Source organism: Sporosarcina sp. SAFN-015, from assembly GCF_059415085.1.
Window position 1 is genome coordinate 300,763 of the sequence record NZ_JBPFDR010000004.1, and the last position, 12,529, is coordinate 313,291.

Here is a 12,529-nt window from a genome sequence, read left to right on the forward strand (position 1 = left end):
TAATAGTGCAACGATTAGGAAGATATAGGTGCATGCACAACCTTTCACTCTTATTTCGACATTTTTTTGTTCTTACAAACAAAAAATCCATACTAAGTAGAATATTTTGGCATATAAAAAAAGATCCCTTTGAATTCAAAAGGGACCTCTTTATTTCCTTTCATCCAGCAGTCGGATTCCAAAATAAAGGAGAAGAACGTCATGGACATTCGAAACGGATAATCCGGTTAGTTGCTCGACTTTTTGCAATCGATATGAAAGTGTGTTTTTATGGATATGCAGTTTTTGCGCGGTATTTTGCATCGATTGGTTTTCATTGAACCAAACTTGGAGATTATGAAGGAGCTCCCTATCCTCAAGCAGCGGAGCAATAGTACGCTGAATAAATTCCTCGCGTGTCGATTCATCGATGCTTTGTAGGATCAACTCAAAGCGAAGCTCATGTTCGAAAAGAACTCGATTCAATTTCTTCGAAGCATTCGCCGCCCTTTCCGCTTGAAGGAATGACTTCGATAAATTAAAGCAATCGGTTTTTCCACCGATTCCTGCCGCGACGATTATCTTTTTTCTCCTCTTAATAGATAATAGGAAATATTCAAGTTCGCTTTTAAGCATGTCCTGATTCATATCCGGCAACAGTATAAGGATCTTATCTTGTCCCCATCTGATCATTTGCAGATCGGGATGGATGTTTTGATTGGATTTGAAACTATCCACTTCGTCAATTGTAAACTGGTCTTCCGTGTTCATCACCTCAATGACGGCGACTTGCACATAGATATTGACATCGATGCCAAGCACAGCTCCCCGTTCACGAAAACGGATATCTTTATTTGATGAGGTGAGCCAGTCAAACACAAAAAACTCCAAGTCGCGCACTTTCTCCTCTTTCTGCTTTCTCTTCATTGCATCTTGGATGAACAGCTCCGCAACCCGCAAAATGAGCTGTGCCTGGGGATGGATATGCTGTGGATCCCCCGTTATACCGAGTACGGCAATCGGATTCCCTTCAATGACAATCGGCAGGACAACGCCTTTACGCACACCTTGTAACTGGTTGAGCTCCTTATCCGTCATATGAAGAATCTTTTTTTCCCGCAAGCTTAACAGCGCACCTTCGTGGAATTGGTTCAACCTTTCCGGATCGGTACTTGCTTGGATGAAACCTCGGCGATCCGTCAGAATCACTTGTTCCTGTATCAAGTGGGAGAGCTCTTCTACAATTTCCTGGCCAAGTGTGTCGAACTGAAACACTTTCCCACTTCCTTTTTAGTTTTTATATAATATTATGTGAATTGCGTCATAACATCAATAGGATTTCACACAAATATGCAATTTCAGAAAAATCTTTCGACATTTTTCGCGCTTATCCATATCTGTGGATAAAATTGTCCACGTTATCCACCTTACTACGCTTGACTTATGCTATTTACAAACAAGTTAACCACAACTTATCCACTGTCAACTGTGGATATCGGAACGGTTGTTCTTACAATTGAAATTTGATAAGGTAAAAGAGCCAAACTTCAAGATATGCAACCGGAAACGATATGATGACAAGGAGGAGACCCAAATTGTACAGTATACCGGATGATTTTCTTTTGGACTCGTATAAAAAAGCGATTGCACTAAATCTTTGCCCGCAATTCATCACTCTTCTGGAAAAAGAGATAAAGCGTCGATCCATCCGTTTCTCTAAGCGAGATACAGAGTCTCCCTATAATGAAAATGAGAGCCCATCCATTCATTAACGGACAAGCTCTCACTCCCTTCTTTATTTTACTGTCACATCCAAATAGATCCCTTTCTTCATTCCATTTCCAAGCTTATCCTTCCAAGCCGGATGGATAATCAGCATATACTTTTTGCCAGAAAGCAATGGCACTTCAGGAATCACTTCAATCGTCTTGCCATCCTTCTCTTCAATACGGACACTGCTCTCTTTACCACCAATTTCAATTAACTTGACCGATCGGTTTCCGAGCTGACTCCAATCCATTTCCTTCGTCATCGTCACAGTAAATCTTTTCGTCGGCTTTACGTTTTCCAATGCAGGAAATTTCGTATAGCCGTTCAATGCAGCTAGCAGCTGGTCATAATGCGCCGTGGACAATTCTTCATTTTCAGGTGTCTTAACGTGTGGCGCGACGCCGACTTTATCCACTGCAATGCCGTGCGGTGAATAAAAACGGGCAGTTGTCATTTTCAACACACTGCCGTCGGTGAACTCGAACATCGATTGCATCGTCCCTTTTCCGTATGTGTTTTCTCCATACAGTGTAGCAGCCTTTTGCTCTTTCAAGTTGACCGCTAGCATTTCAGATGCACTTGCACTATATTCATTGACAAGCAATGATACAGGCCCTTCGATTTTCTGTTTTTGATATACAGACGGATAAATTTTGGGCTTTTTGTTTTTCTCTCGCAATTGGAAAGCTTGCTCTACTCCCGGGAAGAATCCTGCGATTTCCTGCGCAGCGGTAATATAGCCACCCCCGTTATTCCTGATGTCAACGATGAACCCGTCAGCGCCAGCAAGGGACCGAACGGCTTTTTCCATTTCGCTGCTCGATTCTGTTGCAAAACTGTTAAGTCTTATATAGCCGATATTGCCACCGAGCATTTCCGACTCGACCGTCGGCAAATGGATTTCAGCCCGACGAATCGTCATTTTCGAAAGCTTTTCCGATTTTTCTTTTTCAATTGTGAGGGTGACATCCGTGTTTTCTTTTCCGCTGATCAACGGCACTGCCGCTTGCACCGACTTCCCTTTCAGCGATTTCCCGTCTACATGCGTAATGACGTCGCCGGGAACAATTCCTGCCTTAAAAGCCGGGCCGTCCGTAATGACCGATATCACCTTTATGCCTCTTTCACTTTCCTCCAGTACGACACCGATCCCGACGATACGTTGCTCGATTCCGTTAATGAATGCTTCATATTCCTGCTTGGACATGTATTCGGAATGCGGGTCCAGTCCATTTGTTATCTCTTTTCCGGTGCTTCTCGATAATACCGATTCAGGAACATTATCAATATAATATGTTTTAATAAGCTGCCGAATCTCATCAATCGGTTCTGCTGCAGCGACATGTGTGAGCGGCAGCATGATAAAAAGAATGGCAAACAGCATGATGAAGCGTTGCATTTGAATTCTTAACAAGTTATGTTCCCCGTTTCTGAATAGAGTTTCTACTATTATACTTGTTGTCAGTAGATTCCGTAAGTAATATTCGATAGCATTGCAAAAGAAAACACACCACCAATCAACCTATGAAAATGGTTGACGAGCGGTGTGCTTTTCTATAATTCTCATTTCGTTTGCAACGAAGCCGATTCTTCTTTTTTGTTTTTCATATAATTCAATGCAAACATAGCTCCAACAATTATGATTCCGACAATATCCGTTATTGTTTCCGGAATTATCATCATAAGCGCTCCTGCTGCCAGTACGATTCGCCAGAGTGAATTCAAGTTTGTTTTGAAATACCCTTCAATTGCAGCACTTAACCCGATAACGCCAATGATTGCCGTTATTGTAATTATCGCGATATCCATCGTTGCCGCAACCGGGAATTCTCGTGCGTTCATAGCCACTCCAGTCGTATCGATCATCAACATGGCAGGATTATAAACGAACATGTATGGGATGAGGAAGCCGGCAGCAGAAAGTTTAAGCGCTGTAAAGCCGGTTCTCATCGGATCTCCACCCGAAATGCCCGCCCCTGCAAATGCTGCTAATGCAACAGGCGGTGTAATGTTCGCGAAGATACCAAAATAGAATACGAACATATGCGCAACTAGGATTGGCACGTCAAATGCCGCCAAAGCAGGCGCTGCCATTGTCGCAGTAATAATATACGCCGGAATGGAAGGAAGTCCCATGCCAAGGATCATGGATGCCAGCATTGTAAAGAATAACGTCAGCAATAACGAACCTGCTCCAAGGCTTGCGATTGAAGAAGTCATGACATTCCCAAAGCTTGTCAAGCTTACTACCCCGATAATGACACCAACGACCGCACATGCAACCATGACAGAAAGTGATTGGCGCGCACCGCTATCCAGCGCAGCAACAATATCCTTAATGGACATCCGTGTCGTTTTTCTAAGTGCCGCAACGATGACCGTTGCAACGATTGTATAAAATGCTGCATGGCCGATTGGAACGTTACGATAAAGAAGGAAAATAAGATAAACAATCGGAATCAATAGATGTCCGCGTTCCTTCATGACTTCTTTTACTCTTGGTAGATCCGGTTTCGGAATCCCTTTTAAATTTTCCTTGCCAGCCCGAAAGTGCACTTGCATGATAACCGCAAGGAAATATAAGACAGCAGGAATAAGGGCAGCCAAAGCGATTGTCCCATATTTCACACCTGTTGTTTCCGCCATGATGAAAGCACTCGCTCCCATGATTGGGGGCAAGATTTGCCCTCCGATTGAAGCACTTGCTTCAACCGCACCTGCAAAGTTTTTTGAATAACCGACCCGTTTCATCATAGGAATTGTGAACGCACCAGTACCGACGACATTCGCTACGGCGGCCCCGTTTATACTTCCCATGAAACCACTAGAGATGACCGCTACTTTTGCTGGTCCGCCTTGCTTATGACCGGCAAGTGCAAGAGCCAAGTCGTTGAAAAATTGTCCCATTCCCGACTTTGCCAAAAAGGCACCAAAGAGGATAAAAAGGAAAATGAACGATACGGAAGCACCAATCGCTGTTGAATAGAGACCTTCCGTTTTCAAATACATCTGACCAAAAATATCGCCCAAGTCATATGGACGTGTTGCCATTTTTGTCGGTACCCAACTCATATGGCTGAAGAATGGGTAAGACAAAAAGATGAGCGCTAATACAGGCAGGATCCACCCCGTTACCCGGCGAGCAGCTTCCAAAATAAGTACGACTGTTAAAATTGCCATAACAATATCCATCGTATTAGGTATTCCACCACGTGTTGTCACAATGGCTGTATATTCTTTTATTAAATAACCTGCAGTCGCCAAACTTAATATGAATAGCAACCAATCGTATACTGCTACTTTGCTCCGGTTCTGCTTGCTATAAGTTGGATAAATAAGATAGATCAGCGCTATACCGACAGCAACGTGAACTGCACGCTGTTGGAGTGCAGGCATTGGATAGAACGTGATGTATAAATGGAAAAGAGAATAAAAGACAGCAATGACCGAAACGAAAATCGCGACTTTCTTCCCAGTAAGTTTTCTTACTTTCGATTCCGTATCAAACTTCTCGAGAAGCTCCGCCTGCTGTTCTTCAGTTAGCACTTCGGTTTCTTCTAAAACTGGAGGCCTGTTTGCTTGTTTAGTCAATTTTTTCACCTCTTAATAAATTCCATAATGACGCTTTAACGACTTGGATAACAATTGTGTCGTAGTCATTAACAAGTTCATATAAATGGATTTCACTATTTTTCGTGTACAAAGTGGTCTGGACATTTTTTGAAACCGCCAGCCGGATTTCATCCATTTTTTCATTAACGATCATATGGACAAATCCGTCCTCCATTTCGATCACTTCTTTCGATGAGGGAACACCTGCACCGAATGTCTTGAACTTCGTAGTTGTCAAATAAAGATCATTACCCTGCCGTTCATATGTTTCGAACCAAGGCTCCTTTTCGACCGAATGGATCCAACCTAGTTCAAACTCATCCTCGTATAAATAAAAACTACCACCAATATAAGAAAGTTGAATAGTAGGGATTCTAATCAAAAAAAGAGAAAGAAGGAGCATGAATACGACCATGCTCCCGCTTAGGAAAATCTTACTTTTGCTCATCGTAATACTTTTGAGCACCTGGGTGAACAGGTGCTACCATGCCTTGCTGAGCACCTTCAAGAGTAATTTCAGTTGCAGCTTGGTGGGAGTTTCCAAGAGTGTCCAAGCTTTCAAAAAACTTCTTCGTCAATTTATATACATCATCTTCGCTTAAATCGCTGCTGACGACCAATGCATTCATAATTGCCGCAGTCGGAATCGCTTCCGCATTTCCGTATGTATCGGCAGGAATATCTAAGGAGACGAAATACGGTTGATCTTTTGCAATTTCTTCAACTTTTGACGGGTCAACGGATACTAAAGCTAAATCGATACTCGCAGAAAGCTCCATCACTGAAGAGTTCGGTAGTCCACTCGTAAGGAATGCTGCATCAATACTCCCTGATTTAAGACCGTCAGCCGCTTCTGCATAACCAAGGTAATCGACTTTCAAATCATCATACGTAATTCCGAATCCATTAAGTAAATTGCGGGCATTCACTTCAACGCCTGAGTTTTGATCACCGACAGCAACACGTTTGCCTTTCAAATCTTCAATTGACTTGATGCCAGAATCCGCAGTCGTTACGATTTGTACATAGTTTGGATATAGAGCAGCAATTTGTTGAACCTTATCGACTTTTTCAGGGAAATTTCCAACTCCTTCAGCTGCTTCAGTCAATACGTCACTCATGACAAACGCCATTTCAACTTTGCCTTCTTTTATCAAGTTGATGTTTTCAACAGACGCACCGGTTGACTGTGGTTTTGAGTTCACCCCGAATTCATTCGAGTACTCATTTGCCAAGGTTGTTCCGATAATGTTATATGGGCCCGATGATCCACCAGTTGCAATTGTTACGATTCTTGTTTCAAGTCCATCGGCGCTTCCTTTGCTGCCAGCATCTCCTTCTTTGTCTGAATCACCGCATGCTGCAAGTATCGAAGCACCCAATAAAGCGCTTCCAATTAATAGTCCATACTTCCTTGCCTTCATATGTATCATCCTTCCCTACTAATTATCTAATAACTTTCACAATAATACAGCACAAATTTTCAGAATGCAAGCCAATTTCTATTACTCTATTAACGACCTAAATATTCGAATCCAAAATCCATCTAACAATTAGCTGCTTTTGACCGATATAGTAAATAGACTAAAGATACTTAATCTGGAGGTGGCATAGTGCTTAAAAAGTTTTCTTTCTACATTGTTATCTTTCTTTTCATAGCAGGGCTAGCGCCAATTAGCGAAGTAAAAGCAAACGCTCCTGTTAAGGGGACATTTGTAGGAGTAACATATGACGAAGTCCAACTTGATAAAGACAAAACAGAACGAAGATTGAAAGATGTGACGATCCGGAATGATCAAGGACGGGAAATCACACTGAATATCGATTCGTTCGCAAAGTTGACGATTGATTCCCGCCCCGTAAAAATCGAGGCATTCAAACTTGGAATGGAGATTGAAGCAGACGTCAATTTGCGCCGCGTGAAAGCGATGCACGGAAAAACCGGTACACAATCAGCTGTCATTAACGAACGCGACAAAGTGATTACTGCGACAGTTACACAAATTGACCGTAGCGGAAAATTCATTTCCGTTAAACTCGATGATGGAAGAGAAAGTACATATTTCATTTCAAACCGGACTGAATTTTTTAAAGGGACTACGTTAAAGGATTTGAGCGTCCTTTTCGAAGGTGACCGCGTTAAACTTACGTTGCCGGAATATAATACGAACCGGTTAAGTACCGTCGAAATCATCGAACAAGGCATTAAAATTGAAGGATTGTATAAAGGCACTATCCAAAGGATCGACCAGACGAATCATAAACTTCTATTAAAAGACGAAAAGGTTTTCGAGAACTGGCATTGGCGAGATCATACATATAAGAGCACAAGCAGTTATACGTATTCGACAAAGACGCCGATCTACGTCGGCAATGAACCGATCCGTTCTGACCGGCTTCGCTACTATGCCGGCCAAGAAATCCATTTTGTCACAATTAAGCAATTCGGCAAGGAAGTCATTGAACGAATGGTAATCCAAAAAGAGAACGAGCGTACATTCAATGAACCTTTAGCCTCCGTCAATACGAAGAAAAAGGAAATCGGCCTCCGCCAATCCGGCATTTTCAAATATCATGATGGAACGATCCTCATCCGAAACGGGCGACTGGTCGACCCAGCAGTATTGCAGGCAGCAGGCACTGCTTTCGTTCTGACGGACGGATTGAATAAAAGCCGTTACGCAAATGTAATCCATATTGCGAATGACGGTTTGGATAGTCCGAACCTCATCGATCATCAAATCTATTTCGGATCAATTTCATCCGTTAGCGATTACGGATTGACGATTGGCAATGCGTACGAGTTGAAGAACAATGGATGGACGTATGCATCTGGCGCTTCCTTCTCGTTCAGCAATGACACCGTCGCTGTTGAAGATAAGAACAATTCTGTCTTGAGCCTCATTCCGAAAATGGACTTGAAATTTGAGACAGGCAGATACGGCTATTTCTATGTGAAGAACGGCGATGTCGTCGCATTGCATTTAATAGAAAATAGGCTATGGCAATATACAGCCGCCCCGATGGTATCAGTTGGCAGGCTGGAAAGTGTCTCTACAACTTACCCGAGCGTCATCAACGTCCGTAATGTAAGTCGCTGGCAGCAAATGGCTTGGAAAGAAGTAGGAAGCATTTACCGGATGGACATCGAACAAGCGACAATCATTCGAAATGGTAAAGTCATTTCTGCAAAAGAATTGAAAGCAAATGATAGATTATATATTTTGCATGAATCGACCGTAAAGGGACGTATCATTTTAGTTGATTAATAATGAATGGAAGCGGCTCTCTATTGGCCGCTTCCGATTCTATGAAAAGGGCGGATCGAAAAAATTATGTTTATTAATTCCCACAAAAAATTGAATCGGCGTTTGGCGTTTGCGTGTGCCTTTCTCATCTCCCTCATCCTCCTCGTACCGAGGGCGGAAGCGAAACCGCCAGATTATAACGGCGGTGTCGCGAACGAGTATACATATGAAGAAGTGTTCTTTTTAACAGGAGATCCCATCCGCTTTTCCGGAAAAGCGACAATCACTGAAAAAGAGAATAAAGGAACGATTTCTTCAACGTATAAATTCACATTGACTGGTAGCAAAGGTGAGAAGTTAACTAGGAGCGTTGTCTATGTCGCCGATCTTGAAAAGCGTGAAGATAAAGGACAGACGACATCGAATGGCTCCATAAAAAGCTATTCCGAAAAAATCACCTTGCCGAATAAAACGACATATACGCTTGACGACTACCAATTTTCGCAAGGTACTGTCATTGATAACCGCCCTGCTTCCGATTATTATTCCGGCAATGTCGTTGGAAGAAAAATTTATAAAGTCAAGGAAGGTTCCTCGAAGACCGAAGACTTGATCACTGTTCATTTCACTGGTAGAGATATGGGCTATGAAAATTTCTGGGGAGCTACTGAAACACAATTGATTGACTATGAAATTGTAAAGTCGAACGGTCAATCAGGGTTTGTGACGAGCAAAGTATCCGACAGCAAAAGCCGATTGTTGCAGTACGAACCGCATGATCCTTCCCTTTCGAGCTTCACAGGCGGACACGCTGTTGTCAGCGAATCGAATATGATTGGCGAGTATACGTATAATCTTCCATTTGGGCGCGGAACCGGGACAATCCATTTGAATCAGGAGCGTACGCCGAAGATTGAGCGACTCATCGTTCCGAAGTTCCGTGATTTGAATAAACATTGGGCGAAAGATCATATCGAAAAGCTCTATTCCCTTGGTGTATTTGATGAATCAACGCAATTTTTCTCACCAAACACACCGATGAAACGATATCAATATACAGTTGGCATATTGAAAGCTGTCGACATCCGCGTTCTTGAAGAGCCTAAAAGCAAAAAGAAAACGCCGAAGAAGCCGATTTTCAGTGATTTAAATGTGAAAGACCCAGATTATTTATATATCGAAAGCGCTGTGGAAAAAGGAATTACAACTGGGGTCACTCCAGATAAGTTCAATCCGGACGCACCATTAACACGTGTGCAAGCAGTCGCAATTCTCGTTCGGGCCTTAGGGATGGAAGGCCGCGCACCGAGCCCCGGCTTCCGTACTCATTACAAGGACGATCATAAAATCTCGGATTGGGCGAAAGACAGTGTCTACGTCGCCACGGAACTCGGACTCGTGTCAGGGGATGAATACAACCGTTTCAACCCGCAACAACCGTTGACACGTGCCCAAGCAGCGGCATTGACAGACCGTTTCCTTCAATTCCTTGAAAACGATCTGCAGCAAAATTACCGGGACGACATCCTGTTTTTTAATTAAGAAAGGCGGGGAATTGGATGAAATGGAAACAGATATTGGCTTTACTGCTGGCGGTAGTGATGATTCTTACATTGCCACCTGCAGCGACCGAAGCCGCTAGCCCATTCAAGGACGTGAAGCCCGGACATTGGGCGTTCGAATCCGTCGATTGGGCGTATTCACAAAAATTGACGAGCGGCTATCCGGACGGCACATTTGCACCTGATAAGCCGATTACAGAAGCTCAGCTCGTCATGATGCTCGTACGGTTCGATACCACGTCGCCGGACGCCTTCCCTGCCAATAAGGGTGAACATAAATCGAGCGGTAACTATCGCTATTTAGCAGGTAAACATATGCCTCTCGAAGGCGTCTCAAGGACGTTCGCACGGGATTGGGCGGTAAAAAAAGGAACGGCAGCACGAATCATCGCAGCTTTCAACGGATATGACCTAAGCGAAGCACAGGCCGTCTATTATTTGTACTCAGAAGACTTGGCAACCGGCCGGACCGGAAAAAATACGTTCAAGGATTTTAGTCCGAATGAATCCCTCACACGCGCAGAAGCTGTAGAACTTTTGCATCGTCTTTCGAAAACGGGGTCATCCGACCTTATCGGATTGAAGAAAAAAGCGTCGGGAAGCGATAATGGCAGTTATCCACTTCCACAAAACTTCAAGGACGATGGAACGGTTTACTTCCCTGCTCCAGGCGGGCAAACGAAACCGCCTGTCGTGTTCAATCCGATTGAAACAGCGGAGATTGACGTGGAGAAAAGTGAATTGATTGCGAATGGCGTCGATTCGACATATGTCACTGTTTCCTTTAGAGGTTGCAACGGGGAAACGATACCGTACGATCGGTCAATGTCTGTGCGAGTTACATCGAGTGCAGGTGCAGCATTAGACGGAGAATATTATTACGATCAAAAATCAAATAACTATTATAATAGAGGGCGGACTTCCATCATTAGTGGAACTGATGGACCTGATATTACAGTTAAAGTGACTGCACCCCCTTCTAAAACCTACTTAAATGACACACTCACATTTGAAGTGTTGGATCGGGATGCATTTGGAAATACAGCTTGTTTGACGAAATCGGTTCATGTGGATTTATCTTATGTTCCGAAAGCGGAAGTGCGATTGGAAAATGCAGGAACCTATGATGTGTATATCGGATCTGAAAACGATGGCACACCGATTTACGAGAAACGGACTACTATCCGGGCAACTGTTGCTTTGCCGGGTGGGGAAATTGTTCGTAACTTTAACGGAAAAGTGCATTTCCGTTCAACAGGTGGATTACGTTTTTCATCTGACACCGTCTCTTTCTGGAATGGTGTTGCAACAACTTCTGTATCTGCTATCCAAACGGCACAGCCTACGCGGGACATAATTATCGCCGAAGCGATTCCATCGGATTCGCGATATCCTAACGAACTGATCGGGGTCTTGAATGAAAGCCATAGTATAGAAGTGTCGCATGATGCAAGGTTACGTATCAATCCGAGCTGTACTGCGGAAATGCCTGAAATGGCGTTTATCATTGATTCTTCCGGAAGCATGAAGAAGAATGATCGGAATCGGTTAAGAGTATCGAAAACAGAAGAACTGATTGGAAGCTTGCAAGCATCAAGCAATGTCGCGACCGCTTTTAACTCCTCGGCGCAATATCTTGAAAAAGGCAATTGGGTACGTGTACAATCGCAAATTTACCGAGTCCGTGAAAATGGCGGGACAAATATCGGCGCCGGGATGACAGATGCATTCAACAGAATGAATAGCAGCGGCAGAAAAGTTGCGATTTTATTGACGGACGGCAAGTCGAGCGAGAAACAGATTGCTACCGCGTTAGCTTTAGCAAAATCGAAGGACATCACAGTATTCACAGTCGGACTAGGCAATGAGAAGAATTTGAACACTGCACTTCTTAAAAAAATCGCAGCTGATACAGGCGGATCTTATTACCACATATCAGACAGCATCGACCTTGGACTCGTCTATCAATCGATTTTGGATGAAATCACTTGTGGTGTAAAGCTGCCGACATGTTCATCAGCAAGCCAAATATTCGTATCTCCTTCCGTGAAGATTACAGCGAACGACGTTTTCATGGAGACGGATATCCGCGAGACTTGCGGTGAAATTGCAAAAGTCATCGTCCGATTTGAATCGACAAAAGGGTATATCGATTATGAATTGGTACATCGAGGACAGAACAATTATCGATTCATCCGAGGCATTAATGAAATGGAAAATATTCAATATTATAAAGAAGCACAGTTCCTAGCATATGACCGTGATGGTAAACAGATCGGCGCAGCACGGACTGTGAATATCGTACCTAGATGATTGTGCATGAAACCTTTGTGGACAAGATAACTTGTTCACAAAGGT

The 12,529-nt window shown here is 43.4% G+C and carries 9 protein-coding genes; 4 read left to right on the forward strand and 5 right to left on the reverse strand.

Annotated elements, in window-relative coordinates; translation table 11 throughout:
* Positions 1 to 150 precede the first annotated feature (150 nt).
* On the reverse strand, positions 151 to 1,254 hold the full coding sequence (locus ACR65H_RS09580) for a CdaR family transcriptional regulator (protein WP_440499964.1): 1,104 nt from the start codon (positions 1,252 to 1,254) through the stop codon (positions 151 to 153).
* A 299-nt stretch (positions 1,255 to 1,553) separates the two neighbouring features.
* On the opposite strand from ACR65H_RS09580, the gene ACR65H_RS09585 reads away from it, so the two are divergent.
* Positions 1,554 to 1,751 (forward strand): sporulation histidine kinase inhibitor Sda, encoded by a 198-nt coding sequence (locus ACR65H_RS09585; protein WP_440499965.1) that lies wholly within the window; start codon positions 1,554 to 1,556, stop codon positions 1,749 to 1,751.
* A 23-nt stretch (positions 1,752 to 1,774) separates the two neighbouring features.
* Here the strand turns inward: ACR65H_RS09585 and ACR65H_RS09590 are convergent, their stop codons facing one another.
* The 4 genes from ACR65H_RS09590 to ACR65H_RS09605 all read right to left on the reverse strand — a co-directional run bounded on the left by ACR65H_RS09590 (position 1,775) and on the right by ACR65H_RS09605 (position 6,785).
* A complete protein-coding gene (locus ACR65H_RS09590) occupies positions 1,775 to 3,163 on the reverse strand; it encodes a S41 family peptidase (protein WP_440499966.1) in 1,389 nt (462 codons plus the stop codon).
* Positions 3,164 to 3,312: 149 nt separating this feature from the next.
* Positions 3,313 to 5,340: a TRAP transporter permease gene (locus ACR65H_RS09595; protein WP_440499967.1), complete on the reverse strand. Its 2,028-nt coding sequence runs from the start codon at positions 5,338 to 5,340 to the stop codon at positions 3,313 to 3,315.
* The gene (locus tag ACR65H_RS09600; RefSeq protein ID WP_440499968.1) at positions 5,333 to 5,809 is read right to left on the reverse strand and encodes a DUF1850 domain-containing protein; all 477 of its coding nucleotides are present in this window, start codon (positions 5,807 to 5,809) and stop codon (positions 5,333 to 5,335) included. The genes ACR65H_RS09595 and ACR65H_RS09600 overlap by 8 nt, the downstream gene beginning before the upstream one ends.
* Entirely contained in the window at positions 5,796 to 6,785 is a 990-nt protein-coding gene (locus tag ACR65H_RS09605; RefSeq protein ID WP_440499969.1) for a TAXI family TRAP transporter solute-binding subunit, read from the reverse strand. The genes ACR65H_RS09600 and ACR65H_RS09605 overlap by 14 nt, the downstream gene beginning before the upstream one ends.
* Before the next feature lie 189 nt (positions 6,786 to 6,974).
* Here ACR65H_RS09605 and ACR65H_RS09610 point away from each other — a divergent pair, with 189 nt between their 5' ends.
* From ACR65H_RS09610 to ACR65H_RS09620, 3 genes are all read left to right on the forward strand, one after another.
* Positions 6,975 to 8,630: a hypothetical protein gene (locus ACR65H_RS09610; RefSeq protein ID WP_440499970.1), complete on the forward strand. Its 1,656-nt coding sequence runs from the start codon at positions 6,975 to 6,977 to the stop codon at positions 8,628 to 8,630.
* Positions 8,631 to 8,696: 66 nt separating this feature from the next.
* Positions 8,697 to 10,151: an S-layer homology domain-containing protein gene (locus tag ACR65H_RS09615; protein WP_440499971.1), complete on the forward strand. Its 1,455-nt coding sequence runs from the start codon at positions 8,697 to 8,699 to the stop codon at positions 10,149 to 10,151.
* A gap of 17 nt (positions 10,152 to 10,168) precedes the next feature.
* Entirely contained in the window at positions 10,169 to 12,484 is a 2,316-nt protein-coding gene (locus ACR65H_RS09620; protein WP_440499972.1) for an S-layer homology domain-containing protein, read from the forward strand.
* The last annotated feature ends 45 nt before the right edge of the window (positions 12,485 to 12,529 follow it).

Excerpts from the sequence above, each read along its gene's own strand:
- ACR65H_RS09585 (WP_440499965.1), top strand. The coding sequence starts at position 1,554 with ATGACAAGGAGGAGACCCAAATTGTACAGTATACCGGATGATTTTCTT.
- ACR65H_RS09600 (WP_440499968.1), bottom strand. The coding sequence starts at position 5,809 with ATGAGCAAAAGTAAGATTTTCCTAAGCGGGAGCATGGTCGTATTCATG.
- ACR65H_RS09605 (WP_440499969.1), bottom strand. The coding sequence starts at position 6,785 with ATGAAGGCAAGGAAGTATGGACTATTAATTGGAAGCGCTTTATTGGGT.
- ACR65H_RS09615 (WP_440499971.1), top strand. The coding sequence starts at position 8,697 with ATGTTTATTAATTCCCACAAAAAATTGAATCGGCGTTTGGCGTTTGCG.
- ACR65H_RS09620 (WP_440499972.1), top strand. The coding sequence starts at position 10,169 with ATGAAATGGAAACAGATATTGGCTTTACTGCTGGCGGTAGTGATGATT.